Raw genomic sequence first — 26,936 nt, forward strand, 5'->3', positions numbered from 1 at the left:
GGTGGTGGTGCTCGGCGCCGGGACCTACGGCGCCTACTGCGCGGCGAAGCTCGCCGGGCGGGGGAAGCGGGTCCTGCTGCTCGACGCCGGGACGGTCGTCATCCCCGAGCACGTCCAGAACCTCGGCAACATCGAGCTGCGTGTTCCCCGGGGAAAACCGGATCCGAACGGCGTCTGGTGGTCACCCTGGCGGAGCAACGTGTACTTCCCCGGCCTGGCGTTCTGCGCGGGTGGCCGGTCGATGTTCTCCGGTGGCTGGCTGGCCCGTCTCTCCGCCGACGATCTGAGCGGCTGGCCGCAGCGGGCGGCGGCGGATCTGGAGGCCGGGTACGCACGGCTGGAGGAGGAGACCGGTGTGGTGCCGGCCTGGGATTTCGTCGACGGCGCCCTGCACACCACGCTGCTGCCGATGGTGCGGGAGGCGGCCCGCGAGGTGCCCGGCCTGCGGGCCGACGAGGTCGGTACGGCGCCGCTGGCGGTGCAGGCCGCCTCACCGGAGTTCGGGCTGTTCCCGTTCCGCAAGTTCAGCAGCCTGCCCGTGCTGCTGAACGCGGTCCGCGACGACCGTCTCCGGGAACGCCGGCGCCTGCACTTCGTGCCGCGGGCCACCGCTCTGCGCCTGTGGCACGGCAACGGCGTGGTCCGCGCCCTGGACGTCGGCCTGCCCGGCCGCCGGGAACGGCTGCCGATCCTGCCGGGCTGCACGGTGGTACTGGCCCTGGGCACGGTGGAGAGCACCCGGCTCGCCTTGAACTCGTTCCCCACCCCGGCGATGGGCCGCGGCCTGATGATCCACACGCGGAGTGACTTCGTCGCGCGGATCCACCGCTCCGCTCTCCCGGCCCGGGACGGCGACCGGCTCGGCGTCGCGACGATCCTGGCCCGCGGTGCGACCGGGACCGGCCGGTTCCACTTCCAGATCACCGCCACCACCGGCACCGGCGGCGCCGACGACCCGCTGTTCCGGACCATCCCGGACCTCGACCATCTCGATCGCCTGCGCACCACCGGCGTCGACCCGGAATGGGTCACGGTGGTGATCCGCGCGGTCGGCGAGACCCACGGCGACCCGCACACCCCGGCCGGTGCGGCGGACGGCAACTGGATCACCGTCGACTCGAACCACCCGGACGGCTTCCAGGTGCCGACGGCCTACGTCAACGTGCACCTGAGCCGGGCGGATCTGGACACCTGGCAGGCGATGGACGCGGCCGCCGTCGCGTTGCTGGGTGCCCTGGCGCCCGATCCGGAGAAGATCAGGTACTGGTATGGCACGTCATGGCACCGCACCCCGTTCCCGCTCGGCGCCGACGGGTTCCCCAGCTGGCACTGGCCGCTGGGCGACAGCCACCACGAGGTCGGCGGGCTCCGGATGGGCGACGATCCGGCCACGTCGGTCACCGATCCGGACGGGCGGTTCCATCATCTGCGCAACGCCTATGCCTGTGACGGCTCGGTCTTCCCGTCATGCGGTTCGGCCGGGCCGATGCTGACCGGGCTGACCCTGGCCCGGCGGCTCGCCGACCATCTCTGAGGGCGGCGCGGCCACTGACAACCGGGTCCAAGGCCATTGCAAGGTGGCCGCAAGCGGCCTGAGGACAGTGGAGGTGTACGGCGGACCGCCCGCCGGCCGTCCAGCATCGGAGCCGCAGAGTGAGCACCGAGCAGAACCCGATCCGCGTCCTGATCGCCGACGAACACCCGCTGATCCGGGGCGGCCTAGCGCTGCTGCTGGGGCGGCCGGACGACATCGAGGTCGTCGCCCAGGCCGGCGACGCGGTCCGTGCCGTCGGCCTCAGCCGCACGGAGCGCCCCGACGTCGTGGTGATGGATCTGCTGGCTGACGGGATCGAGGCGACCCGGCAGATCGTCGGTTCCGGGTACGCCCGGGTACTCGCCCTCGCCGCGATTCTCGACCGGCCGGTGGCCCGTCGCATCCTGCTGGCCGGCGCCTCTGGATTCCTGCTCACCGGTGCCGACCCGCAAGTCCTGGTCACCGCGGTACGGGCGGTCGCGGGTGGCGGCGCCTGGCTCGACGCGGATCTGGCCTCCGACCTGCTCCGCGAGTACGTCACCAGGCCGACCGCCGTCGCCACCGGGACGGCGCTGCTCGACCATCTCACCCCGCGCGAGACGGAGGTGCTGGCTCTGGTCGCCCAGGGTCTCGGCAACACCGAGATCGCCCGGCAGCTCTTCGTCGCCGAGAGCACGGTCAAGACCCACCTCGGCCGCATCCTGACGAAACTCGGGCTACGGGACCGGGCACAGGCGGTGGTGGCGGCCTACCGCAGCGGTCTGGTCCGGGTCGCGCCGGTCCGTACGCACGGGACCGGCTGGTCCTCGGGTTGTCTCACCAGCCCTGAGACAACCCGGACTACCAGCCGGTGACCCACCGCCTCGCCCGTGAGGCGCCTTGGTGTGCGTGAGGATCGCCGGGGTCGCGGTGTAGGTACGTGACCCGGCGTGGCCGTACCAGATCAGGGTTTGTTGCGGAGGCCGAGCCGCAGCCCCGCGACGCCCGCCGGAGACAGTGCCCGGGAGGTCGCCCGGGTGAGGTCGTCGCGAATGGCGTCGGGGAGTTCGTCGCCGAGGGCGCACAGCACCGGGAACAGGTCGAGGACCTGGCGGTGGCTGAGCGCGCCGACACCGATGAGCAGGCCGTTCAGGGCCGTCGGGCTCTGGGTGAGGCTGATGCAGAGTTCCTGGCGCCACGCCGGGTCGTGGACGTGGTCGGGGAACTCGCGGGCGATGCGGTTGCCCGAGGGGGCGCGCAGGCCGCCGAGCGCGGTCTGCCGGAAGCGGGCGACGCTCGGGGCGAGCCGGCAGGCGATGCCGAGGCGGCGGGCCAGTTGCGGGACGGTGAGCACGTCGAGGCCGGAGGCGCACCGCTCGCACAGACGCTCGTAGGTCTGCGCGTGGATGACCGAGGCGGGGCGCTGGCAGGCGCCGTCGAGGCCGCATATCGGGTCGAGTATCACCTCGGTGAGGGTGCCCTCGTGGTCGAAGCGGCCGACGGCGAAGTAGGTCGCCGGGGCGGTCCGGTAGTGGGCCAGTGCGGCGCGGGCACTGACGTAGCCGTCGGGGTCCACGCCGATGCGTGGGACGCCGCTTTCGGTGTGCAACTGAATGAGGCGGAACATGGTGCGCGCTCCCGGGGTTTAGAGCGGTTTCGGTGTTGCCCTCCGATACGTCTCCGGTTGGCCTTCGGTTCACATATCACTTTAAGTGATGATCGTGTCACGTCATTTGCGCTGGCCGGGGAGTCGGAAGGTCTCGGACGTTACTCGCTGTAGTGTGAAAAGGCCAGAGGTCCAGTCGAAAGGAGGACCCGGCGAGGCGATTACGGCGGGTAACTTTGGCGGCCGGAAAGTCACGATCATGGGGGAGGACGCGGTGAGCACGCTGCCCGCGCTGATGTACCACTCGGTCTCCGCAGTCGGCGGCCCGCTGCGTGACCTCGCGGTGCCACCGGAACGCCTGGCCGAGCAGCTCGGCGCACTCAGCGACGCCGGTTACCAGCTCGTCGGGCTGACCGAGGCGCTGGACCGGCTGGCCGCCGGCAACACCGCGAAGACGGTCGCGCTGACCTTCGACGACGGCTACCGCGACTTCCTCACCGAGGGTGTGCCCGCTCTGGCGAAGGCCGGCGCCGGCGCCACCCTCTACGCCTCCGTCGGCCACCTCGGCGGCCACGCCGGCTGGCTCGGCCGGTACGCGTCCGACTTCGGCCCGATGCTCACCTGGTCCGAGCTGGACGAGGTGGCCGCCGCCGGCATCGAGATCGGCAACCACAGCCTGGTCCACCACCCGCTCGACGTGCTGTCCCCGGCCCAGCTGCGCGACGAGGTGGTGTCCAGTCGCGACCAGCTCGAACAGCGGCTCCAGCGGCGGGTCCGGTCGTTCGCCTACCCGCACGGCTACAACAGCGCGCTGGTCCGCCGGGTCGTCGAGCGGTCCGGCCACGACAACGCCACCGAGGTCGGCCGCCGCCCGCACACCCCCGCCGAGCGCCGGTTCGCGGTGCCGCGCTTCCAGCCGACCCCCGACCACACCGGCGCCGACCTGGTCGACCTCGTCTCCAGGTCCGGCGCGACACCGGCCGCCCGCCTGCGGCAGTGCGCCCAGCCGGGCTGGCGGCTGGTCCGCAGACTGGCCCGCAAGGCCGGACGGGAGCTCACGTGACCGGCGGTCACCGGCGCCGTCCCGAGGACGGTGTCACCCGCCGCGGTCTGCTCGGACTGGCCGGGCTCGGCGCCGCGTCCTCGGCCGGCGTCTTCGGGATGTGGAAGGCCGCCTCCCGGGAGACGCCCCTCGTCGTCAGCGGCACCCCGACCGCTCCGCCCTCGGCGTCCCCGTCACCGTTCGCGAAGGCCGAGGGCAAGCTCGGCGGGACCGTGCCGTTCACCGCCGGGAAGGCGATGCTCGGCTCCTACCTGGGGCTGGACGGGATGACCTACCCCGAGGCGGTGAAGCTGCGCCGTGATCAGCTCGGCCGGGACCAGCGGATCACGCACGTCTTCTACGCCTGGGAGGACCGGCTGCCCGACAGCATCGAGGGGATGCCGGAGACGTCGGTCCCGATGGTGTCGTGGCGCGGCCCGAAGTACGGCGCGATCCTCGACGGCGACGCCGACGACCTGATCGCCGCGGCCGCCCGCCGTATCCGTGACCTGGACCGGCCCGCCCTGCTGCGCTGGGGCTGGGAGATGAACGGCGACTGGTACCGGTGGGGCGGGGCCAGGAACGACGAGGACACCGACGGGTACGTCAAGTGCTTCCGCCGTCTGCGGGGGATCTTCGACGACGAGGGCGCCGACAAGGTGTCCTGGGTGTGGAGTCCCAACTGGAACTCCAGCCCGAAGGACGACTGGAACCGGATCGACGCGTACTACCCCGGCGACGACTTCGTCGACTGGGTGGGTGTCTCCGGCTACAACCTGCACCGGGAGTCCCCGGCCACACTGTTCGACCCGATCTACACCAAGTACTCGGCCCGCAAACCGATCATGATCACCGAGGTGGGGTCGAAGGACTACGGCGGCACCACCAAGGCCGACTGGATCCGCGAGCTCGGCACCTATGTGGAGCAGCGGCCGGCGATCGGCGGGGTGGTCTGGTTCGACACCGACACCCACCCCAGCTACCCCGAGCACTGGCGGCTCGACTCGCTGCCCGACGCGGCCGCCGCCTACCGGGAGATGGGCGAGAACGAGCGGTTCAGCGGCTGAACAGTTCCCGGTAGACGTCCGACGAGCCGGTGTTCGGCAGGCAGTCCGGGTCGTCGGGCCGCAGGATCGCCGACTGCGAGACCGTGCCGTCGCACCGCTGGAACCACGCCTCGTACGCCAGGTACGGGGCGTGCTCCGCGAACCACGCGTGCATCCACCGCACGAAGTCCGGGTTGTCCTTGCCGGCGTCCCCGGTCGGCATCACTCCCCACTCGCCGACCGAGAACGGCTTTCCGTGCGCCCGCGCGAAGTCGAACAGCCACTGCAGGCCCTCCGGCGCCGCCGCGGTCCGATCGAAATCGGCCTGCGTCGGCGACCACGGATGGTGGTCGTAGTTGTCGATGCCGATCACGTCGACGTAGTCGTCGCCCGGGTAGCAGTTGGTGCTCAGGCCGCCGCACAGATCGGCCGGTGTGTTGTGCGCGTTGATCGTCCAGTCCAGCACGACCTGCGGATTCGTGGAGCGCAACGCGGCCGCGGCCGCGCGGTAACACCCGATGTAGGCGGTCGCGTCGAGGCCACGCCAGGCCATCGACGACTCGTTCATCTCCCAGCCGAGCCGCACCACCGAGTCACCCCGGCCGTGCTGCACCATCAGCGCGCCGAAGTCGCGCCAGTGCTGGTCGTAGACACCGGCCGCGCAGTCGGCGACCAGGGCCTCGCCCTTGTCCGGCACCAGCGCCTGGGAGATCACCAGGACGCCGTCGAAGTCGGCGAACGACTCGAACACCCAGGCCGAGCCGCTGGTCATCGACGCGTAGTCGGTGCGGTCGGTGTAGGTCTGCGCCATCCCGCACGGCCGACCTCGGTCGGTGCAGAAATCGGTCACCGACGCGGTGTCGAGCAGCGGGAAGCCGTTCACGCCGGACAGCCCGTTCACGCCGGGCCACGCGCCGGCCTCCCGGGTGAGTGCGAGCTGTGCCCGAGCCGACCGCGGGTCCGGGGCCGCGGCGGGTGCCGGCTCCTTCACCGCCGTCGGCGTGCACCCGGCGACCAGCAACGCCACCACGGCCATCCAGCGGCGTTGCGGCATGCGAGGGGCTCCCGGTCTACGAGACTTCCGAGATGATCAGCGTACGGAACGCCGACGCGTCCTGACCTCGGAAAAGGTTCACCGTGACCCGCTCGTCCCCCGGCATGGTGACCTGACCCGACCAGCCACCGTCGCCGTCCGGCCGCACACCCTGCCGCCCGACCTCCACGCCGGCCGGGTCGCTCAGCACGAGCGTCCACTCGCCCGCGGCCAGGCCGGTCGCGGTCACCTGCACGGCCCGGTTGCCGTCGGCGTCCACCGGGCCCGGCGTCTGTGCCGACAGCGTGCTCACCGTGACGTCGTAGGTGTTGACCGAGTCGGCGTACGACCACACGCCCGCACCGGCGACCAGCAGCACCGCGAGCGTGAGCGGGAGGATCTCGCGGATGAGCCGTTCCTGCACGGTTCTCCGGACGGCCGGTTCCGGCGTCTCCGCCGTGGCGGGCTCGGCCTTCAGTGTCCGGTAGTAGGCGGCACCGGTCGCGATCAGCGTGCTCACCGCGCAGACGAGCATCCAGCTGGTCCGGTTGAGGTGGCCGCCGACGCCCCACAGGGCCAGGCCGCCGAGCACCAGCACCGCCAGGCTCAGCGCCGGGACCATCATCATCCGCTCGACCACGCCGACGTCGCGCCGTCCCGGCCGGAAGATCGCCTCGCCGATCGCGAAGCCGGGCAGCGCGAATCCGAGCAGCAGCCCGCCCGGCAGGGACAGCGGCAGCGGCCCGAACTCGACGGCGACCGCCGCCGCGACCGTCAGACCGGCCACCACACCCGCACGCACCGGATTCATGAGCCCCCCAGACGGTAGATCCGGACGATGCCGTTGTCGTAGATCCGCGACATCTCCGGGATCAGGTCGAACTTGCCCAGCTGGGCCTCACTGAGCGGCTCGGTGATCCGCCCGGCCATCGGGTCGTCCTGGAAGTAGGCGTTGTCCACCGGCACGCTCTCACCGAGGCGCTCGTCGACGACCAGGTAGCCGAGCCCCAGGCTCCGTGCCAGGTCGTACTCGGCCGAGCCCCACCAGGTCGCCCAGTACAGCGGTCCCACCTCCCGCACCGGGTCGGTCCGGCCGTACGTCGACGACAGGGCCACCGCGGTGATGTCGCCGCCGACCCGCGAGTGGCCGGGCAGGTTCACCGCCTGCCAGTGGGCGGCGTCCACCCCGTAGGCGTCGACCGACCGTTCGTAGGCGGCCGGCATGTACGGGCCCGGCACCAGCGCCGACACCGGAGGCCAGCCACCGGTACGGGCACCCACCATGAGCAGTGTGATCAGCGTCGTGCCGACGTACACCTGTCTCGTCAGCCGCCGCCCGGTCGTGACCACCACCCCCGGCGGCGGGACCGACAGCCAGCGCCGGCCCTTCTCGTCCTTGTCCGGGATGATCCGCACCGCGTGCACGATCGCGATCGCCGCGATGATCGACATCGGGACGTAGGTGAACGTCGACAGCCGTCCGGCGATCTCCGGTCCACCCGAGCCGAGGAACCGGGCACCGTTGCCGGCGAAGAACGCCGCCCCGCCGACGAGCGCCGCCCACCGCCAGGAGTCCCGGTCCTTGCGCAGGATCATGTCCCGGGCCACCGCCAGGAACAGCACCAGCAGACCCAGCAGGCCCAGGCCCTGCACGGCGAGCTGCACCAGCGGCACCGCGTCGGCCGTGCCGGCCTGCTCGCTCGCGGCGCCACCGAACATCTGGTTCAGCGCCGCGGCCAGCCGCTGCACCGGCGACTCCAGGTAGTCGATGACGTCCCGCGCCACCAGCCCGATCCAGGCCGAGACCGCGGCCAGCGCGATGCCCGGTGCGATCAGCGTCGCCCACGGCCGCGGCCGCTCCAGCACCAGCTCCGTGCCGGCGAGCAGCAGCAGGGTGGCGACCAGCGCGAACGCGGTCACGTGGTGGGTGACGGTGGTCATCGCGATGCCCAGCACGGTCAGCGCCAGGAACAGGTGGCCACCGCCGGTCCGCCAGCGGCGGTGCGCCCAGACGGTGAGCATGAAGAACGGGAGGGCGGCGGTCGCGTACAGGAACATCGAATTGAAGAAGAGATAGTGCATGGCCGTCGCGTAGGTCACGCAGGCGACGCCGGCCATCGCGGGCGAGTTGCTGGCCCGCAGCACGGCGGCGAAGAGCAGGCCCACGAAGAGCAGGTGCGCGACACCGGCCACGATGGTCCCGGCCGCGGTCACCGGCAGCCCGGTGAGCAGCGACAATCCGGCGCCCATCTCGGCCAGGCCGGGGAAGTGCACGGCCGGGGGCAGCGCGTTGTTCGGCCGGAACAGGTCACCGGACTCGGTGATCAGCGTCGTCGCCAGCCAGTGCTGCAGCTCGTCGGGGAACCGGAACTGGTCCGGGCTGTACATCCACTTGAGCATGTACTGGTTGGCGGCCAGCCCCATCACCAGCACGAACGACTCGGCCACCCCGGCCAGCCGGCTGAGCAGCCGGAACACGACGGGGGAGAAGACGACGACCTGGCCGATCCAGTAGACGGTCATCGCCCAGCCGGCCTCGTGCCGGCCGCCGGCGTAGGCCAGCGCGACCAGGATCACGCCGAACGCCGAGACGGCCAGCACCCACGGCGCCCAGCCCAGGTCGTGGACGTCGCGGGGCTCGGGCTGTACCGGGAGCACGACGGTCTCGGCCGCCGCCTGTTTGCGCACCGTGGTCAGCGCACTGACCTTCGTGGTGCCGTCGGCCTCCGGTGCGCTGGGCAGTCGGATGGCGACCGTGTCCGTCTCCGGGGCGGCCGTCATCACATCGGTCGCGTCGCCGGTCGCCTCCTCCGGCGCCCGATCGTCGTCGGGCGTCGGCTGGTCACCCATGAACTTGACCCTCCACAGTCGGGTTCCTTCAGCGGCCGGCGCGCAGTCGCGCCCGGGCCGCACGACGTCCTCGCAGGTACGCGCCCGGTCCGGCCATCATCCCCCGTCGGTTGGCGGTCAGGAGCTCACGCGGGAAATCGTCCTGGAGAGTCGAGACCCGCAGGCTGTCGGCGCCGGTGAGGTCGCGCAGCGCGGTCGGGGCCAGGCGGATCAGCGGCCACAACAGTCCCGGCCGTCCCAGCAGCAGGCTGGTGTACGCCGCGGTCAGCCCGGTGCCGTACCCGACCATCTGCTTGTGCAGGCCCTCGAAGTCCCGCCGGTGGTAGTGGTGGGTGACCGCGCTCGGCTGGTAGACGATCGTCCCGCCGGCCAGCAGCACCTGCGTGAACGCGAGGGTGTCCTCCGAGCCCATCGCCGGGGTGCCGGCGCCGAGCGCGGTGTCCCAGCCTCCGATGCGCTCGATCACGCCGGGCCGGAACGTCATGTTCGCGCCGGTGCCGAACGGCGGCAGCGGGTAGAGCGGGCTCTGCAGGTGGGCGGTGTGCGGCCCGAACGTGGCCGGCCGGAAACCGCGGCCCTTGCTGTGCCCGCCGAACTGCTCGAACCAGACCTGCGCCCGGGTCTCCAGCTCGGCCGGCACGATCACCCCGGAGATCACGTCGGCGTCCGGGTTGTCGACCAGCGCGCGGGCCACCTCGGCCAGCCAGTAGCGGTCGGCCAGCTCGTCGTCGTCGAGCCACGCGACGATCTCGCCGCGGGTGGCGGCCTCGGCCGCGTTCCGGGCGAACGACAGGCCCGGCTTCGGTTCCTTCAGGTAGTCGACCCGGCCCCGGCGGGCCGCCGAGCGGACCACCTCGGCGGTCGCCCCAGTCGCCGGCGCGTTGTCGACGACCAGGACCCGGGCCGGCGCGTAGACCTGGTCGAGCAGGCTGTCCAGGCAGCGGGCCAGCGCGCCGGGCCGCTCCCGGGTGCAGATCACCACGGTGATGTCGGGGGCGGCGGCCAGGGCCGCGCGCCGGCTCGCCAGGAAGGCCGGCTCGGTCGTCGGGACGAATCCGGTGTACGGCACGGGCGCGCCGCCGAGCCGGGGCCGCAACTCGCTGCCGAGCGCACCGTCGATCGCGCCGGCCAGCGCCTCCGGGGTGAGCCCCTGCTCCGGTACATCCACCATCAGGGTGCCGACCGGCTCGGTGAAGAGCCGGACCAGCGCCCACGCCTGCTGGACCCGCCGGCCGTCGGGTGCCGTCGCGCCGACCGCGGGCAGCGGTTCGGAGATCTCCAGGTCGAGGACGACGGCCGGAAGGACGCCGGTGTCGTCGAGCCGCGGAGCGGCCGGGAACGTCGCGGTCACGGGGTGGCCTCCACCGGGGTACGGCGGCTGGGCCGCCTGGAGCTGACGGTTTCGACGACGCCACCGAAGCCGGCGGCGGCGACACCGGCGACCACACCGCCGGCGCGCAGGAAGTGGTCCGATCCGCGGCCGGTGAGGCCGGCGACCAGGTGCCGGAACATCGCCTTCGGCAGCGACCACAGGTAGTTCTTCTCGGCACCGAGCGCGTCGTTCTCGTGCAGGCCGGCCATCTGCACCTTGCCGCGGCCCTCGGCGTAGCAGCGGCGTACGAAGAACCGGAAGCTCGCCCGCTCGGCCGGCACCTCGTGCTGGATGACCGCGTCCGGCACGTACATCCAGCGGCCACCGCTGACCTGGCTCATCCGCAGGCACAGGTCGGTGTCCTCGGGCCGGTTGCGGGAGCCGAGCTTGCCGAAGCCCACCCGGAACCCGCCGGCCCGGTCGAAGACGTCCCGGCGGACGATCATGTTGGCCGACCAGACGTTGCGGATCGGCGACGTCCGGGTCGGCATCCCCGCGTACGACCCGCCGACCGCCCACAGGAACTCGGCCGGCATCCAGCGCGGGGCGCGGCCCTCCCAGGCGGGCCGGATCGCGCCGCCGGTGCCGACCACGGACGGGTCGGTGAACGGCGCGATCTGGCGGGCCAGCCAGTGCTCGTCGGCGATGATGTCGTCGTCGAGGAACGCGATCAGCGGCGTACGGGCGTGGAACGCGCCGGTGTTCCGGTTGCCGGAGACACCCTGGGCGTACGCGTTCTCCAGCACCGTGATGCCGGGCAGTTCGCGTTTGATCCGTTCGAACATCACCGGGTTGTGGTCGACCACCACGACGATCTCGTCCGCCGCGTGGGTCTGTGACCGGGCCGAGGCGAGCACCCGGTTCAGGTATTCCCAGCGGACCTCGGAGTAGGTCGGGATGACGATGGTCGTGGCGAGGGGGGTGTGTTTCACGGGGGGTGGCTCCTGTGGCTCGTCGCGGGGCGGTCAGTCGTCGAGCGACGCGCCGGCCGGGTTGAGCGGGGCGACGGCGTGCCGGGTGGTGACCGCGGGGCGGACCCGCGACTTCGGTGCGGCGACGGGGGCGGGGCGCAGGCTCTCCACGAAGGGGCGCAGGCCGCCACGGCGACGGCGGTGCATCCGGCCGTACTCGCTGAGGATGGTCCGCAGCACCCGGAAGCCGTCCCGGAAGGTGTTGAGGTTGCTCTGCCCGAAGATCCGCTCGTGCTCGGTGCTGCCGACCTCACCGACCTTGAGCTTCTCGGCGACCGCCCGGATGTTGATCATCGTCTCGATCTCGAAGCCGTCGCCCCACAGCTTGCGGCCGCCGGCCTGGCGGGGGATCTGCACGTCCGGCAGGTCCAGGGCCGGGACGACCGAGCGCCAGAAGGCGTTGTAGCCGTAGCACAGGTCGGTGAAGTGCGTCCGGAACAGGATGTTCACGACGAGGTTGAGCCCGTCGTTGCCGAGCTTGCGCAGCCGGGTGATGTCGTGGCTGTGCCCGCCGTGGCTGAACCGGGAGCCCTTCACGAAGTGGTCGCCGCGGATCAGCTTCTCCACGAAGAGCGGGATCTCCGCCGGGTCGGTCGAGCCGTCGGCGTCGATCATCACGATGATGTCGCCGGTGCAGGCCGCGAAGCCACAGGCCAGTGCGTTGCCCTTGCCGGTACGGGTCTGCTGCACGATCACGGCGTCCGGCCGGAGCTGCCGCGCCACCTCGACGGTGCGGTCCTTGGACCCGCCGTCGACGACGACCACCTCGGTGATCATCGGCGGAAGCTTCGCGAACACATGCGGAAGATTCCGCTCCTCGTTCAGCGTGGGAATCACCACGCTTACGGTCGGTGATTGCGGTCGGTCACTGTGGGTGTTCGGTGTCAACTGCGAGAACTCCATGTCGGTCCCTTCCGGGGGCGGCAATACGACCGGTGCGACGGGCGGTTGCACGGCCGCTCGCTTCGAGTGATCAACCTAGCAACGGATTACGCAGCGTCAACAGTCCGACGGGGCCATGAGGGTCACAGTGACGTTAAGTACCTGGTAGTAACCGTTCTCTTATCGTGAAGGTTCCTGCCAGATCTCACTGTTAGTAGTGGACACCGTTGGACGCGGAGGGGCGGTAAGGAACGTGTCCGACGAATGTCAGGAAATCGGTGAAGTTCCTTAAATCAGGACAAGTCGGTTGCGTGGCGATTTCTACGAGCCGGTATACGGCAATCACGGAAAGTGTTCGTGGCCGTGTCACGGTGGTGGACCTGTAATCGCAGTGGGTGAGCGATAGCATCGATCTGGTGGGAAGCGCGTGGCCTGCGTCGCTGTGAGCCGTTGGTGGAGTGATGGCGACTGAAACCGGACTCTGCGTCTGTGGACACCCGTACCGGGCGCACGAGCACTACCGACCCGGCACCGAATGTGCCCTTTGTCCCTCTGGCGGCTGCCGGCGGTTCCGCTCCGCCGTCCCGTGGTGGCGGCGTCTGACCGGCCTCGGCCGTTCGGGTGGCCGGTGATCGTCCGGCGACCGCCGGGCCGGCCGATGCCGCCATCGGCCACACCGCCGGGATCGGTTCGACGGTTACCGGACGGTTCGCTTCTTTTGCGCATACCCGGGGCCGGGAACGGGCATCATGGCCCAACGAGGCGTCCGCCACAGGGGCGAAGGGCTGCGAAATCCTAGTGGATCTGTAGGCTAAGTCTCATTTCAGCCGAGGGGGATCCACATGTCTCTTCCCGACTTCCTGATCGCCGGTGTGCCCAAAGCCGGGACCACCGCCCTGCACGCCGCCCTGACCGGCCATCCCGACCTCTACCTGTCGCCGGTCAAGGAGCCGAAGTTCTTCCTCTCCGACGGCCCGCCGCCCACCGTCGGCGGACCCGGCGACGTGCAGACCTACCAGGAGCACATCTGGCGGCGCCCCGCCTACGAGAAGCTCTTCGCCGCCGCGCCTGCCGGCGCCCTCAAGGGCGAGGCCACACCCTTCTATCTGTACGACCTGAAGTCGCACGACCGCATCAGGGCGCTGATCCCGGACGTGAAGCTGATCATCCTGCTCCGTGACCCGGTCGACCGCGCCCACTCCAACTGGACCCACCTCTGGGTCGCCGGTCTCGAGGAGGAGGCCGACTTCCTCGCCGCCTGCCGTGCCGAGGAGTCCCGTCAGCAGCGGCAGTGGGCCGACTTCTGGCACTACATCGGGCTCGGCCTCTACGGACGGCAGCTCCAGCACCTCTACCAGCGGTTCTCCCGTGACCAGGTGCTCCTGCTGCGCTACCGCGACCTCAAGGACAATCCGGCCGAGACCCTGGACCGGGTCTGCTCCTTCCTGGGCGTGCGCACCGGCATCCTCACCGCCATCCCGAAGGAGAACGTCAACCGGCACTACGTCGAGGACAACGGGGTCAACCGGGTGCTGCGGGGCCTGCTGCGCGCCGGTGGCAACTTCGGGCACCACTTCCCGGTGCCGTTGCGCCTGGCCGCCCGGGGTCCGCTGCTCACCCTCCTGCACCGGACGAAGGGCAACCGGCCGGTCACCACACCGGAGGAGCGCGCCGCGCTGCTGCCCTACTTCGCGGAGGACATCGCCCTGTTGCAGGATGTCACCGGCGAACGGTACGACGACTGGCTCAGTCTCGACCGACACGCCCGAGCCTCCTAAACCCCACAATCTCGATAGATGATGCACACTTGACGGGTTCGTCACCCGACTACCCTGGGGAGCCGCGTTGACCATCGGAACCACCGCTCTGCCACTGCCCGGCTGGGACGACGCCACGGTGGTGGTCGAGCCGCCCGGATCCGAGCCCGGCGCCTGGTCCGGCGCCCCCAGCACGGTCCACGCCGACGGCTACGTCTACCTCGCGTACCGTCTGCGGCTCCCGATCGGCGCCGGCCGGGGCATCGCCAACGTGGTGGCCCGCTCGGCGGACGGCCTCACCTTCACCGTGGTCGCCGAGATCACCAAGGACCGCTTCGGCGCCGAGTCGCTCGAGCGGCCCGCGCTGGTCCGTACCCCCGAGGGGCGGTGGCGGCTCTATGTCAGTGCCGCCACCCCCGGCACCAAGCACTGGCGGGTCGACCTGCTCGAAGCCGGCACCCCCGAGGGCCTGGCCACCGCCGAGCCCCGCACCGTCCTGGCCGGCGACGAGAGCGCCGGCGTCAAGGACCCGGTGCTGCACCACGACGAGCACGGCTGGCATCTGTGGGCGTCGGTGCACCCGCTCGAGTCCTGGGACGACGCCGACCGGATGACCACCGAGTACGCGACCAGCCCCGACGGCGTGCACTGGACCTGGGTGCGGACCGCACTGGCCGGCCGCCCCGGGGCCTGGGACGCCCGCGGGGTCCGGGTCTCCTCGGTCGTCGTCGACGGCGACCGGATCGTCGCCTCCTACGACGGGCGGGCCACCGCTGGGGAGAACTGGGAGGAGCGCACCGGCGTCGCCCACGGCCTGCGGCTTCCCGACGGTACGTTCGGCCCGCTCACGGCCGAGGAGCGGGAACCGGTCGGCAGCCCTCACGAGCCGTACGGGCTGCGGTATCTCAGTCTGGTCGCTCTGCCCGACGGGCGTCAGCGGCTCTACTACGAGGCGACCCGGCCGGATGGGGCGCACGATCTGCGTACCGAGATTCGTTGACCCTGCAGTTCACTCATGGTGACCTTTCGCGAGCACAGGATGATCGGCTGAGAGCGTGATCACCCCTGGTGGGGGCCGGTTCGGGGCCTTCCGGGGCGATGACCTAACGTCATCAGCGACGTCAGGTGGGCGCGAAAACGGCCGCACTGTCGAATGGCGGGGCCCGTCACCCACAAGGTGACCGGCTCCGCCATTTCTATGGTTTTGTGCCTGACCCGCCCGGGTAACGGCACCCCTTGAACGTGGCTACAGGGGGTGCGGATGCGGACGCTGGGCGGTCGTTATCGGCTGGTCAACCGGATCGGCCTGGGTGGCATGTCGGAGGTGTGGCGCGGACACGACCGGGTCCTCGACCGGCCCGTCGCTGTCAAGATCATGCATCCGGCGGTGGAGGGCACCCTCGGCGAGACCGGGGTCGCCCTGGTCCGCGCCGAGGCTCGCTCGGCCGCGCGGCTCGCCCATCCCAACGTGGCCGGGGTCCACGACTTCGGGACCTCGCCCGGTGCCGATCGGGACGTGCCGTACATCGTGATGGAACTCGTCGAAGGCCAGACACTGAGCGAACACCTCGCCGGGGGCCCCATCGACTGGCGCATCGGCGTGCGCATCTGCGCCGAGGTGGCGGCCGCGCTCGCCGCCGCCCACGCTGAGAACGTCGTGCATCGCGACATCAAACCGGCCAACATCATGCTCACCCCCTCCGGCGCGAAGGTCCTCGACTTCGGCATCGCCGCCGTCGTCGGCACACCCGAGGTCGACCCGGACGGCCCTGTCATGGGCACCCCCGCCTACATCGCCCCGGAACGCTTCGACGGTCACTCCGCGACCCCCGCCGCCGACATGTTCGCCCTCGGGACCCTGCTCTACCACTGCCTGGCGGGCCGCCTGCCGTGGTCGGCGCGTACCCACACCGAGATGGTGGTCGCGCAGCGCTTCGCCGACCCGGAACCCTTGCCCCACCTGGACTTCCTGCCGCCCGAGGTGCTCGACCTGTGCTCCCGGTGCCTGGCCCGCGACCCCGCCGAACGCCCCACCGCCCTGGTCGCCGCCCTGCTCCTGGCCGAGGCGGTCGACGCTCGCGTCTACGTCCCGCTGCGCGACCTCCAGTCCTCGGGCCACCGACCCTCCACCGTCTCCCCATGGGACGAACGAGCCGCCGCGGCCCCCACCTCAGCCGTCCCCGCCGCCCCCATCGACGACACCGACCACATCGGCCGCCACCGCGCCTAGCGGTCGGGCTCGTCGTCGGCCGAGTGCCCGGCCGCCCTGTCGAGGTCCTCGCGGAGCCGGCGCAGGCGCTGGATGATCTCGTCGCCCCGCGCTGCGAAGTGTTCGCGGTAGGCCTCGATGTGCAGCAGGTCGCGTCCGCGGGCGCCGTTGAGGATGTTCTCCTGCATCTCCCGGACGAGCGGATCGGTGGCCGGCGGCGCTTCCCGGATCTGCCTTTGCAGCTCAGCGCGTATTCGGGAGATCGTTTCCCGATCGATCGGAGGGACCGGGAATCCGTCGGTACTCATTCGGACTCACCTCGATGCGGGGACGGAGATGCAATTACGGCCAAGCGGATCCGGGTCGGCCAGCAACAGGTCCGCGATCATCAGCGGCGGTTCCTCGGGCAGACCGGTGATCGCTGTGAGGACCATGCCGGCGTGGTAGATCTGCCGGAAGAAGTCGACGATGAACAGGATGGCGTCGCAGAGCGCGATGACCGCGGCCGCAATCGTGCTCAGTCCGTCGGTGACCAGCCCCAGGACGGCGAGTGCCGCCTCCAGGAGTAGATCGATCAGCTCACCGACGAGATAGTTCAGGTTCTCGTAGCCGTAGTAGGCGATCTTGATGTAACCCTGGCATGTGCCGTACAGGAACCGATCGTAGAAATCGGTCTCCACGGTCATCGCGACATGCAACCGTTGCATCCAGGTGAGGCCGAGGGTGGCGGCATTACCCTCCCAGGTCGCGGCCAGCGCATCGTCGGTGTGCGCGATGTTGTCCCTCATGGCGGCCATCGAGAACGCGACGTGTTTCCACGCGACGGCGTAACGCGCGAACACGGTCCAGTCGCCGGCGAGCCAGTCGAGGGCCTCCTTGACCGGGTCGCGGCCGTAGACCTCCTTGATCGCGTAGCGCAGCCACCAGTTGAGACTGACTGTGTCGTTGATTTTGCCGACCCATTGGGCGACTTCTGCGGCCTTCGGTTCCAGGCTGTCGGTGGACTCATCGGGAGGTGAGGAGACCCCGCGGGTGGGATCGGCCACGTCATGGAAGTCGGCGGCGGGCGCGAAGTGTTCGTCCCAGTGTGCGGGGTCCGGGTCGAGCACCGGTCTCTGCTGGAGGATAGGGATGCGAATTGTGGCGTCGAGTTCGGCGGCGTTGTGTGTCTCGGTGGCCCGATATGTCGCCGCGGATACGCCGAGATTGACCGCGCCACTCTGCCAGACGCCATTTACCCATCGCAGACGATGGTCGGCCCGCTCGATCTGTTCGTCGTGGTCATAGGCGAAGTACGCCAGGAGGCCCTGTCCGCCGAGTTGGTTCGCCGTGCCCTTGGCGAGATACTTCGCGATGAAACCCTGGATGTCCGGGACCACGCTGCGGTTACGCTCCAGCAGCGTGGCGGCCTGATCGAGGGCCTCTGGGTCGACTCTGAACGTCACATGGCCTCCCATGCTCGGTTGAATGCAGAGTCGCATGATGGTGTGGACGAGAGCCACCCCGCTAAATTCATCGGCATGAGCCGTCCCCGCGTGCTTCGGTCCCTCGCCGGTCTGCTCTTCTTCTCGTTCGCCGGTGGGGTTCTGATCTGCCTGCCGCTGCTGGCCGCACTCGCGTTCATGACCGCCTCCGATCCGGGGCCGGTGCCGGCCGGGCTGATCGCCGCGATGGCCGGATTCGCGCTGCTCGGAGCGTTTCTGCTGCGGGTCGCGCTGGTGCGCGTGGTGCTGCACGAGGACCACGTCCAGCTGGTCAATCCGCTGCGGACGTTCCGGTACTACTGGTTCGACGTGGAGGACATCGACATCGTCTCCGGTGGTGGCTGGATCGTGCGGGTCTGGGCCGGTGGGGTGCCGCGCTGGGCGTGGGGGGTATCGCGGATCGGACGGTTCGGACTGCCGTTCGCCGGCGTGCACGACGATTCGGCGGCGGATGCGCCCCGGTTCGTGTACGACGGCTATCGGGCCATGCGTTCGGCGTGGAAACGGGGGAACCGGTCAGACGATCGCCGCTGATCCGGCTCGGGGGACGACCACTATCGGGCGGCGGGCTCGGCGCACGAGGCGGGCCGAGACTCCGCCGAGGAGTACCCGGCGGGTCGGGCCGTAGCCTCGGGAGCCGCAGAACAGTACGTCGACGTCGTCCAGGTCGGCCAGGGACTCGACCACGTCTCCGGAGCGCAGCTCCCATTCGACCGGGATGTCTGCGACGGACTCGGACGCCCGGCGCAACGCCTCCTCGTAGGACTCGCGGGCCGTGTCCAGGAAGGCGCGTTCGGCGTCCGTGCCGAGCAGGAACGGGCGGGCCGCGTCGCCCCGCGCGACGACGGTGATCAGGCGTAACGGTGTCCGGGTCCGGGCCGCCAGACGTGCCGCGGTGGCCAGGGCCGCGCGCCCGTCCGGGGTGTCCACGTAGGCGACGCCGATCCGGCCCAGTTCGCCGGGCGGGGACGGCATTCCGGTGGGAGCCACCGCCACGGGGCAGACGCTGCCGGCGAGCAGTCGTTCGGCGGTGCTGCCGGCGAAGGTGCGGGCCTTCGGGGCGGCGGCCGCGGAGCCGACGACGATCAGCGTCGCGGCGAGCTGCTCGGCCAGATCGTGCAGCCCGTGGGCGGCCGAACTGGAGGCGATCACGCGGTAGTCGGCCGGGCCGGCCAGGGTGCGGGCCTGGTCCAGGGCGCGTTCGGCGGCGCCCCGCCGGTCGCTGATCCATTCGGCGTCGACACGGCCCGAGCCGATCGCCGAGGGGGCCGGGTGCACGGCGGCGACCACCAGTGGCGCTTCCAAGGTTCGGGCCGCCCAGCCGGCCAGCGTCAGCGCGTCCGTGGACGACGCGCCGCCGTCGACTCCCACGATCACCGGTCCGGTTGCCGGGCCCGTCACGATCTCGTCCCGTCGTCCCGATGCGGTGGATTGTCCGGTCCGGGCGAAACATCCGGATGCCTGCTTGAAGGCGGTTCATCGGGCGAGGAGGAGGCGGGCGAGGAGGAGGCGGGCGAGGAGGAGGCGGGTGAGGAGGAGGCGGGTGAGGAGGAGGCGGGCGAGGAGGAGGCGGGCGAGGAGGCGGCCGGCGATGAGGCAGCGGGGGCGGGGGTGCCGGCTGGGGCGGTGCGGAGGCGGGAGTGGCGGTAGCCGTAGGCGAAGTAGATGAGCAGGCCGACCGCGAGCCAGGCGACGAACCGTACCCAGGTGTCCCACGGCAGGTCGGTCATCAGGTAGACGGCGAAGACGATGCCGATCAGCGGGAGTACCGGGGACCAGGGCACGCGATACGGGCGGGGCATGTCCGGCCGGGTCCGTCGCAGCACGATCACGCCGATGTTGACCAGCACGAACGCGAAGAGGGTGCCGATGTTGACCAGTTCGACGATGGTACCCAGGGGGACCAGCGCCGCCAGGATCGCGATCAGGACGCCGAGGCCGATGGTCAGGCGCGCGGGTGTCCCGTACCGCTGATTGACCGTTGCGAGGCGGCGCGGGAGCAGGCCGTCGCGGCACATCGCGAAGAAGATCCGGGTCTGGCCGTAGAAGATCACCAGGACCACGCTGGTGATCGCGACGACCGCCCCGAGTGCCAGGATCGCCGCCGCCCAGCTCATCCCGGCGCCCTCGTCGAGTGCGGCGGCGAGCGGTGCGTCCGACTCGGCCATCTGGGCGGGGCTGGCGATGCCGATCGCGCCGACCACGGTCAGGACGTAGAAGACCGTGCAGATCAGCAGCGACCCGAGGATCGCGAGCGGCAGGTCCTTGGCCGGATTGCGGGCCTCCTCGCTGCCGGTGGAGACGGCGTCGAACCCGATGTACGCGAAGAAGATGATCGCCGCGGCCGCTGTCACCCCGTCGACCCCTTCGGGCGCGAACGGGGTGAAGTTGTCGGTGCTGAAGTTGACGAACGCGACGACGATGAAGAACACCAGCACGGCCAGCTTGATCGCGACCATCACCAGGTTGATCCGCACGCTCTCGGTGACGCCGCGGACCAGCAGGAACGTGATCGCCAGGACGATGAAGACGGCCGGCAGGTTGAACACGCCGCCCTCCTCGGGCGCCGCCGAGATCGCGTCGGGCAGGGCGTAGCCGAACGTGGCGTCCAGGAAAGCGTTGAGATTGCCGCCCCAGCCGACCGCGATGGCGGCGACCGACACCCCGTACTCGAGGATCAGGTCCCAGCCGATGATCCACGCGACGAGTTCGCCGAGCGTCGCGTAGGCGTAGGTGTAGGCGCTGCCGGACACCGGGATCGACGAGGCCAGTTCGGCGTAGGACAGCGCCGAGAACGCGCAGGCCACCGCCGCGAGCACGAACGACAGGATGACGGCCGGCCCGGCGAGCGACGAGCCCTTGCCGATGACGACGAAGATGCCGGTGCCGATGATCGCACCGACACCCATGGCGGTCAGCTGGGTCGAGCCGACCGCCCTCTTGAGCTGTGTGCCTTCCTCGGAGGTCTCCGAGATCAGCGATCGCACGTCCCGGATCGCGAAGATGCCCCGCCCGGCCATCGGCTCTCCTTTCAGGAATCTTCCAGCCACCGTCACCCCGGCCCGTGGCGGGCCGCAAGATGATCGGCGCGATGCGCCGAAAACCGTCCCTCCGGTTGCGGATTCCTCGACTCCAGGGACCAAAACATTGCAGGCGTACGCCGTGTGCGCCCCGTCGTCACACCGGCGGGGGAGTCTGCGTTCCGGACGTGCGGACGTGCGGTTCGCCGGGGTCGGGAGCGTGTGATGGACGAGGCCACGATGACGGCACGACAGCAGGCCGACGGAGCGACAATGGTCGACGTCCGGGGCAGCCTCGACGCGACCACGGTGGACACCCTGCGGACGACGCTGCTGGACGTCCTGCACCGGGACCGGCCCCGTCTGATGACCCTCGACCTGACGCTGGTGACGTTCATGGACTCGAAGGGGATCGCGCTGCTCGTCGGCGTCCACCAGGCCGCCCGGGAGCAGGCCACCCGGTTCGTGGTGCGCAACCCGAGCGAGTTCGTGCACCGTCAGCTGCGGATCACCGGCCTGACCGGCCTGTTCGGCCTGCCCTCGACCGATCCCGCGCCGAGCTGGAGAATCTGATCCGTGACGATCATTCTCGTGCCCTATCACCAGGACGATCAGCTGCCCGCCGGCGACATCGTGGCGCCGGCCGACGTCATCGTGCACCCCGAGTTCCCGGCCGGGGACCGCTGGGAACGGCTTGCCACGCAGTACGAGGCGGTCGCGACCGCCGTGGCCGCCGCCGACGGGCTGCCCCTGGTGTTCTCCGGTGACTGCCTGATCGCCGGGGGTGTCGTCGCCGGTGTGCAGCGCCGCGGCGACGACCCGGCCATGGTCTGGTTCGACGCCCACGCCGATCTGCACACCTTCGAGTCCAGCGGGTCCGGCTACCTCGGCGGGATGTCGCTGCGCCTGGTCACCGGCGCACACCCGGGGGAGTACGCGGACCGGTTCGGCCTGCGCCCGGTCGCGTCCGGCCGGGTCGTGCTGGCCGACGCCCGCGACGTCGACCCGCCGGAGGCGGACTACCTGGCCGGCAGTGCGGTGCGGCGGGTCCCGGTCGCCGCCGTCACCGCGGAGACCGCTCCGGACGGCCCGCTGGTCGTGCACGTCGACCTGGACGTCATCGACCCGGCCGAGGTGCCCCGCCTGCGGTTCCCGGTGGCCGGCGGGCCGGCCGCCGCCGACGTGCTGGCCGCCTGCGAACGCCTGCTGGCCACCGGCCGGGTCGTCGCCGTCCACGTCGCCTGCCCGTGGTGGCCGGCCGCGGGCGACGGCGAGCGGGCCACCCGGGAGGCGCTGGTGGCCCGCTTCACCGCCCTGGTTTCTCCGGCCGGGCGCCGCTGACCTGGACCGGGAAGTGGATCGGGCCGCGGATCAGGCCGGAGCCGCGGCGCCGCACCACGCCGGCCCGGCGCAGGCCCGGCATCCGCTCGGCCAGACGCTGGATCGCGACGGTCGCCTCCAGCCGGGCCAGCGGTGCCCCCACGCAGTAGTGGATGCCGCTGGAGAATGCCAGGTGGTCGGCCTCCGGCACCCGGTGGATGTCGAACCGGCCCGGGTCGGTGAAGACCGCCGGGTCCCGGCCGGCCGCGCCGATCAGCGTCACCACGAACTGGCCGCGCCGGACCCGCTGCCCGGCCAGCTCCAACTCCTCCCGCGCGCATCGGCCGGTGCGCTGGACCGGTGGGTCCCACCGCAGGGTCTCCTCGACGGCCGCCGCGGCCAGCCCGGCCGGGTCGGCGCACAGGGCCTCCCACTGGCCGGGGTGGTCGAGCAGCGCGTTCACCGCGTTGCCGATCAGGTTGACGGTCGTCTCGAAACCGGCGACGAGCAGCAGCCGCAGCATCGGCAGGATCTCGGGGGCCTCGATCTGGTCGCCCTCGGTCGCCAGGATCCGGCCGATGACGTCGTCGACCGGTGCGCCGCCGGACTCCAGCGCGGCCCGGCGGGAGGCGATCAGCCGGATGAAGACGTCGTCGAGCTCGGCCTTGGCGGTCTGCAGCCGGGCGGCGTGACCCAGCGAACGGATGCCGTCCAGGGCGCTGCCGATGGTCGCCCCGTGCCGGGCGAACCGGGCCTCGTCGCTGTCCGGGATGCCGAGCAGGTCGCTGATCACCGCGATGGGCAGTGGCGCGGAGAAGCTGCTGACCAGGTCGAAGGTGCCTTTCTCGGCGGCCGTACCGAGGAGTTTGTCGACGGTCTGCTCGACCTGCGGGCGGAAGCCGGTGATCTGCCGGGGGCTGAACGACGGCTGGGCCAGGCGGCGCAGCCGGGTGTGGTCGGGCGGGTCGCGGTCCAGGAACGACATGTCGACCTGCTGGCCGGGCCCGGCGGGACCGGTCGTCGCCGACGCCATCACCCCGAACCGGCGGTCCCGCAGGACCGTGTTGCAGACGGTGTGGCTCGCGGTGACGAAGTTGCCGAGACGGGTCGGCACCAGCTCGCCGCGGGTGCGGAGACCCTCGTAGATCGCATACGGGTCGGCGCGGCCGGGCGCCAGGTGCAGCCGCGACATCGGGTCGCCGCGGAGGTATCCGTGGTAGGCGATGTCCAGCCGGCGACGGTACAGGGTGGTGGCGAAACGTAGAGCGCGCACGGGTCCCTCCTTGCCCTCTGGCTCACGAGCCTAGGACGGGAGGGACCCGTCACGCAGTGACAGATGTCAGCAGTCGAGCTCGGCGACGTAGCCGATCAGGTGGGCGAGGGCGGCGTTCCAGTTGATGGTCAGCTCGTTGGTGGCCCAGGAGCCGATGTCGTCGATGTAGCAGAACTGGCCGGTGCAGCCCTTGAGCAGGCTCTGCGCGACCGGGTCCTGGATCGAGGAGTTCGGGCCGCCGGCCAGGGTTCCGGCCGGCGGGTGCGGCAGGGACGGGTCGAGCTGTGCGGCGTACCAGCGGCTGTGCTGGTTCTGCGAGGCGACCTCGCCGTACCCGGTGACGTAGGAGATGTTCAGCGCGTTGCGGCCGAACAGGTAGTCCAGGCCGGTGAGCAGGCCGTCCCGGTAGGCGGCCTTACCGGTGATCCGGTGCGCGGCTGCGACGACCACCAGGTTGTTGGCGATGACGCTGCTGGAACCCCAGTCCCAGACGTTGTCCGCCGGGGCGTAGGCGACGCCGTACGGATGCTGCCGCTGGATCGCCAGGTACTTGTCGGCGCCCTTCACCACCTGCGACTTCACGCCGGACAGGCCGGGCAGCCGGTTCGGGACCAGCGCCAGGTCGATCTTCGCGGCGGCCGCGGTGGACGCCCAGTCGAACGCCACCTGGCCGAACACGTCGGCGGTGTGCTCGGGGCTGGCCAGGATGTCGGCGCTGTACTGCTTCTCGCCGGTGGTCAGGTAGAGCTCGGCCGCCGCCCAGTAGAAGTCGTCGCTGACCTTGCTGTCGTTGTACGCGCCGCCGCCGACCCCGTCGGACTCGGGGGCGAGCAGGTCGGGGTGCGCCTTGGCCGCGGTGTAGGCGGTGCGGGCCGCGTTCAGGGCGCGGGCCGCGAACGCCCGGTCGTACTTCCCGTAGATCCGGGCCGCCTGGGCGGCGGTGGCCGCCAGGTTGAGCGTCGCGGCGGTGGAGACCGGGTGCAGCTCGCGCGGCTGCGGGTCGAGGTGCGGCAGCAGCGGCAGGCCGGTCCACGCCTGGTCGTGGATCTTGTGGTGGACCAGCCCGGCGTTCGCCTTGCCGGCCGGGACCTGCATGCTCAGCAGGAACTCCAGCTCCCAGCGGGCCTCGTCGAGGATGTCCGGGACCCGGTTGCCGCTCTCCGGGATGGTCAGGTTCAGCTTGCGTGAGCCGGTGTTGTGCTCGTACTCGGCGAGCAGCTCCCACACCGAGATGCCGCCGTTGACGACGTACTTGCCGTGGTCACCGGCGTCGTACCAGCCGCCACGCACGTTCAGGGTGTAGTCGCAGACGCCCGGCTGGCACGGGACGGCGCTGTCACCCTTGTTGGGGGCGACGTCGACGTGACCGGCGGGGCGGGCGTAACCGGGGCGCAGGTCGTCACGGATCTCGATGCCACTGCGCTGGGTGTAGTACATCTTGAGTGCGTCGGTGCGCAGCTGGTCGTACCCCTGCGCGTTGATGTCGAACGGCCGGGAGACCTCGCCGTCGGCGGCGATGGTGAGGCCGCTCGCCTGCTTCCTGTACTTGCCGAAGTCGATGGTGTGGACGTTCTGGCCGGAGGACGCGTCGACGCCGCGCGGGGTCGACGTGCCCTTGGCCAGGACTCGTCCGGTGTCACCGCGGAGCTCCCAGGGCAGCGCGGTCGTCGACTCGGTGACCAGGGTGGCGACCTTCGGGCCGTCGGGCAGGTAGGCGACCTGGTTGACCCGCACCCGCGGGCCGGTGTCCGGCTCGTAGACCTCCGGCGGCACCCCGCCGACCAGCGAGACGTTGTCGACGCAGAAGCGCCACGGGTCGGGGCTGCCGCCGACCTGGAAGGCGACCTGGCCCTGGGCGGTGCTCGCGTTGGCGGTGAACGTCCACTCGTAGTGCTGCCAGTCCCCGAGGACCGGCGACTGCTCGAAATAGGTGTCGTAGGGGCTGACCGACAGGCCGGTGATGGCCCGCACGACGTGACCGGCGTCGCCGCTCGCGTCGAAGCTGAACCGGTACGTCTCGCCGGCGACCAGATCGATGTCGTTCTGGCCGACCGCGGCGTCCCAGCGGTTCACGGTCCCGCCGGGCACGTCGACACACGCCCGGCCGTCGGTGAGCCCGATCGTCATGCCCGCGTTCGTCCAGAACGGGTCGGTGCCGTTGTCGAAACCGCCGTTCACGACCTGTTCGACTTCGTCGGCCTGGGCCGGCGCCGCGGCGCCGGCCACCATCAGGACGGAGACCGCGGCTATCTTGAGGGAGCGCTCCCATAGAGGCATGCACACATATTGGTTGCGTACGTGTTACGGCGTCAACGCCCCTGGTCACGAATCCAGGCGTCGATCAGTCCCCCGAAGTGCGCCAGGAACTTCTCGTGCTCGTGCACCGGGTAGTGCGCGCGGACCGTTTCGCGTAGCAACGACCGGAACTCCTCCGATACCACCCAGTCGTAGACGATGTCGTCGACGTTGCCCAGGCTCTTCGCGCAGAACTCCTGATACCGCTCGGTCTCGAAGTACTCGTCGGCCAGTCCCCGGTAGGCGGCCAGCTTCTCGGCGTAGGTCCGGCCCGAGTCGGCGACCGCGAAGTACGCCGACGTGTCCATGTCCAGCCGGGGCCGGCGCCCGGTCACCACGCAGAACACCGTCCACCGCAGCAGCGCCGTCATCGCCCACGGGAAGTAGTAGTGCAGCGACGTCAGCGACACGTCCGGGCACGCGTTCGCATAGTCGATCGGGTGCACGTCGTCGCCGCGCACCAGCGATTCACACGAATTGAATTCCCACCGGAAGAACGCGTTGACCAACCGCGAGATCGTCACCACCTCGTCACCGGCGTCCGCCGACAGGAAATGGTGGTCGACCTCGTAACGGGCGTGCATCGGCTGCTCCGGCCGGAACTTCATCACCATCGTCTCCGGCCCGATGGTCAGGCTGCGGGCGAACACGTCATAGCCCTCCACCGACGCCTGGAGATGCATCAACCGCTCACCCGACGCGTCATAGGCGGCGTGCAACTCGGCCGGGTTCCGGATCTTCGAGACACCGACCCAGGCACCGCCGTCGTACGGTTTCATCCACAGCGGATAACCGATCGACGCGGCTGTCGCCTCCAGATCGAAAGGACGGTTGTAGCGCGCCGCCGTATAGGCCCACCGGGAATTCTCCAGCGGATTCTTGAACGGCACGAGAACCGTCTCCGGCACCTTCAGGCCCAGCCGCATCATCGCGCAGTACGCCGCGTGCTTCTCCATCGACTGGAACGTGAACGGGCTGTTCAACAGGTACACGTCGTCCATCAGCGCGATCTTCTTCAGCCACTCGCGCGGGTGGTAGTACCAGTACGCCAAGCGGTCGATGACCAGGTCGTGACGGGGGGTGTCACGCAGGTTGAACGGTTCGATCGTCACCCGTACCGGCCGGGCCCGGTGACTGCGCCCGTCCACCCCGGAGACCACCCCGAGCCGCCGCAGAAGCGCCTCATAGGCGCGTGGCCAGTCGTCCTCGGTGCCCAGCAGCATGCCGATGGTGTGCTCGACGTCGGCCACATCGTCTCCCTAG

24 protein-coding genes are annotated in these 26,936 nt (G+C 70.7%); 10 read left to right on the plus strand and 14 right to left on the minus strand.

Annotation, left to right across the window (positions count from 1 at the left end):
* The first annotated feature begins 7 nt into the window (after positions 1-7).
* On the plus strand, positions 8-1,534 hold the full coding sequence (locus ACFO0C_RS41725; RefSeq protein WP_378072372.1) for a GMC oxidoreductase: 1,527 nt from the start codon (positions 8-10) through the stop codon (positions 1,532-1,534).
* 119 nt (positions 1,535-1,653) lie between these two features.
* The gene (locus tag ACFO0C_RS41730) at positions 1,654-2,388 is read left to right on the plus strand and encodes a response regulator transcription factor (RefSeq protein ID WP_378072373.1); all 735 of its coding nucleotides are present in this window, start codon (positions 1,654-1,656) and stop codon (positions 2,386-2,388) included.
* An 89-nt stretch (positions 2,389-2,477) separates the two neighbouring features.
* Here the strand turns inward: ACFO0C_RS41730 and ACFO0C_RS41735 are convergent, their stop codons facing one another.
* Positions 2,478-3,140 carry a hypothetical protein gene (locus ACFO0C_RS41735; RefSeq protein ID WP_378072374.1) on the minus strand — a complete coding sequence of 221 codons (663 nt, stop codon included), beginning with the start codon at positions 3,138-3,140 and terminating at the stop codon, positions 2,478-2,480.
* A gap of 238 nt (positions 3,141-3,378) precedes the next feature.
* On the opposite strand from ACFO0C_RS41735, the gene ACFO0C_RS41740 reads away from it, so the two are divergent.
* A complete protein-coding gene (locus tag ACFO0C_RS41740; RefSeq protein ID WP_378072375.1) occupies positions 3,379-4,182 on the plus strand; it encodes a polysaccharide deacetylase family protein in 804 nt (267 codons plus the stop codon).
* Positions 4,179-5,228 (plus strand): glycoside hydrolase family 26 protein, encoded by a 1,050-nt coding sequence (locus ACFO0C_RS41745; RefSeq protein WP_378072376.1) that lies wholly within the window; start codon positions 4,179-4,181, stop codon positions 5,226-5,228. The genes ACFO0C_RS41740 and ACFO0C_RS41745 overlap by 4 nt, the downstream gene beginning before the upstream one ends.
* On the opposite strand, the gene ACFO0C_RS41750 is transcribed toward ACFO0C_RS41745, so the two are convergent.
* Genes ACFO0C_RS41750 through ACFO0C_RS41775 form a run of 6 tightly spaced genes read right to left on the minus strand, consistent with a single transcriptional unit; the run spans position 5,218 to position 12,270 of the window.
* Positions 5,218-6,261 carry a glycoside hydrolase family 26 protein gene (locus ACFO0C_RS41750; protein ID WP_378072377.1) on the minus strand — a complete coding sequence of 348 codons (1,044 nt, stop codon included), beginning with the start codon at positions 6,259-6,261 and terminating at the stop codon, positions 5,218-5,220. The two genes, ACFO0C_RS41745 and ACFO0C_RS41750, sit on opposite strands and share 11 nt — an antisense overlap.
* A 16-nt stretch (positions 6,262-6,277) precedes the next feature.
* Positions 6,278-7,051 (minus strand): hypothetical protein, encoded by a 774-nt coding sequence (locus tag ACFO0C_RS41755; RefSeq protein ID WP_378072378.1) that lies wholly within the window; start codon positions 7,049-7,051, stop codon positions 6,278-6,280.
* Positions 7,048-9,090, minus strand: coding sequence for a hypothetical protein (locus ACFO0C_RS41760; protein WP_378072379.1), 2,043 nt, complete (start codon positions 9,088-9,090; stop codon positions 7,048-7,050). The genes ACFO0C_RS41755 and ACFO0C_RS41760 overlap by 4 nt, the downstream gene beginning before the upstream one ends.
* 28 nt (positions 9,091-9,118) lie before the next feature.
* Entirely contained in the window at positions 9,119-10,441 is a 1,323-nt protein-coding gene (locus ACFO0C_RS41765) for a glycosyltransferase family 2 protein (protein ID WP_378072380.1), read from the minus strand.
* Positions 10,438-11,394, minus strand: a complete 957-nt coding sequence (locus ACFO0C_RS41770; RefSeq protein WP_378072381.1) for a glycosyltransferase family 2 protein — start codon at positions 11,392-11,394, stop codon at positions 10,438-10,440. The genes ACFO0C_RS41765 and ACFO0C_RS41770 overlap by 4 nt, the downstream gene beginning before the upstream one ends.
* 33 nt (positions 11,395-11,427) lie before the next feature.
* Positions 11,428-12,270: a glycosyltransferase family 2 protein gene (locus ACFO0C_RS41775; RefSeq protein ID WP_378072382.1), complete on the minus strand. Its 843-nt coding sequence runs from the start codon at positions 12,268-12,270 to the stop codon at positions 11,428-11,430.
* 887 nt (positions 12,271-13,157) lie between these two features.
* On the opposite strand from ACFO0C_RS41775, the gene ACFO0C_RS41780 reads away from it, so the two are divergent.
* The 3 genes from ACFO0C_RS41780 to ACFO0C_RS41790 all read left to right on the plus strand — a co-directional run bounded on the left by ACFO0C_RS41780 (position 13,158) and on the right by ACFO0C_RS41790 (position 16,302).
* Positions 13,158-14,093 (plus strand): sulfotransferase family protein, encoded by a 936-nt coding sequence (locus ACFO0C_RS41780; RefSeq protein WP_378072383.1) that lies wholly within the window; start codon positions 13,158-13,160, stop codon positions 14,091-14,093.
* A gap of 67 nt (positions 14,094-14,160) precedes the next feature.
* Positions 14,161-15,072 carry a hypothetical protein gene (locus ACFO0C_RS41785; protein WP_378072384.1) on the plus strand — a complete coding sequence of 304 codons (912 nt, stop codon included), beginning with the start codon at positions 14,161-14,163 and terminating at the stop codon, positions 15,070-15,072.
* Positions 15,073-15,333: 261 nt separating this feature from the next.
* Positions 15,334-16,302, plus strand: a complete 969-nt coding sequence (locus ACFO0C_RS41790; protein WP_378072385.1) for a serine/threonine-protein kinase — start codon at positions 15,334-15,336, stop codon at positions 16,300-16,302.
* Here the strand turns inward: ACFO0C_RS41790 and ACFO0C_RS41795 are convergent.
* Together ACFO0C_RS41795 and ACFO0C_RS41800 are read right to left on the minus strand one after the other, a co-directional pair.
* Entirely contained in the window at positions 16,299-16,589 is a 291-nt protein-coding gene (locus ACFO0C_RS41795) for a hypothetical protein (protein ID WP_378072386.1), read from the minus strand. The two genes, ACFO0C_RS41790 and ACFO0C_RS41795, sit on opposite strands and share 4 nt — an antisense overlap.
* 6 nt (positions 16,590-16,595) lie before the next feature.
* Positions 16,596-17,783: a hypothetical protein gene (locus ACFO0C_RS41800; protein ID WP_378072387.1), complete on the minus strand. Its 1,188-nt coding sequence runs from the start codon at positions 17,781-17,783 to the stop codon at positions 16,596-16,598.
* A gap of 18 nt (positions 17,784-17,801) precedes the next feature.
* On the opposite strand from ACFO0C_RS41800, the gene ACFO0C_RS41805 reads away from it, so the two are divergent.
* Positions 17,802-18,299 (plus strand): hypothetical protein, encoded by a 498-nt coding sequence (locus tag ACFO0C_RS41805; RefSeq protein ID WP_378072388.1) that lies wholly within the window; start codon positions 17,802-17,804, stop codon positions 18,297-18,299.
* Here the strand turns inward: ACFO0C_RS41805 and ACFO0C_RS41810 are convergent.
* Positions 18,282-19,166 (minus strand): universal stress protein, encoded by an 885-nt coding sequence (locus ACFO0C_RS41810; protein WP_378072389.1) that lies wholly within the window; start codon positions 19,164-19,166, stop codon positions 18,282-18,284. The genes ACFO0C_RS41805 and ACFO0C_RS41810 overlap by 18 nt on opposite strands.
* Positions 19,163-20,785 carry an amino acid permease gene (locus ACFO0C_RS41815; protein ID WP_378072390.1) on the minus strand — a complete coding sequence of 541 codons (1,623 nt, stop codon included), beginning with the start codon at positions 20,783-20,785 and terminating at the stop codon, positions 19,163-19,165. Before ACFO0C_RS41815 ends, ACFO0C_RS41810 begins: the two co-directional genes overlap by 4 nt.
* A 225-nt stretch (positions 20,786-21,010) precedes the next feature.
* Between ACFO0C_RS41815 and ACFO0C_RS41820 the strand changes: the two genes are divergently transcribed.
* Positions 21,011-21,358 (plus strand): STAS domain-containing protein, encoded by a 348-nt coding sequence (locus tag ACFO0C_RS41820; protein ID WP_378072391.1) that lies wholly within the window; start codon positions 21,011-21,013, stop codon positions 21,356-21,358.
* A 3-nt stretch (positions 21,359-21,361) separates the two neighbouring features.
* Complete coding sequence (locus ACFO0C_RS41825; protein ID WP_378072392.1) at positions 21,362-22,126, plus strand: arginase family protein; 765 nt, start codon at positions 21,362-21,364, stop codon at positions 22,124-22,126.
* Here the strand turns inward: ACFO0C_RS41825 and ACFO0C_RS41830 are convergent.
* From ACFO0C_RS41830 to ACFO0C_RS41840, 3 genes are all read right to left on the minus strand, one after another.
* The gene (locus ACFO0C_RS41830) at positions 22,092-23,378 is read right to left on the minus strand and encodes a cytochrome P450 (RefSeq protein WP_378072393.1); all 1,287 of its coding nucleotides are present in this window, start codon (positions 23,376-23,378) and stop codon (positions 22,092-22,094) included. The two genes, ACFO0C_RS41825 and ACFO0C_RS41830, sit on opposite strands and share 35 nt — an antisense overlap.
* Before the next feature lie 66 nt (positions 23,379-23,444).
* On the minus strand, positions 23,445-25,655 hold the full coding sequence (locus tag ACFO0C_RS41835) for a glycoside hydrolase family 9 protein (RefSeq protein WP_378072394.1): 2,211 nt from the start codon (positions 25,653-25,655) through the stop codon (positions 23,445-23,447).
* A gap of 32 nt (positions 25,656-25,687) precedes the next feature.
* Entirely contained in the window at positions 25,688-26,923 is a 1,236-nt protein-coding gene (locus tag ACFO0C_RS41840; protein WP_378072395.1) for an ATP-grasp domain-containing protein, read from the minus strand.
* Positions 26,924-26,936 lie beyond the last annotated feature (13 nt).

Source organism: Actinoplanes subglobosus (genome assembly GCF_042650585.1).
Taxonomy (GTDB): domain Bacteria; phylum Actinomycetota; class Actinomycetes; order Mycobacteriales; family Micromonosporaceae; genus Actinoplanes; species Actinoplanes subglobosus.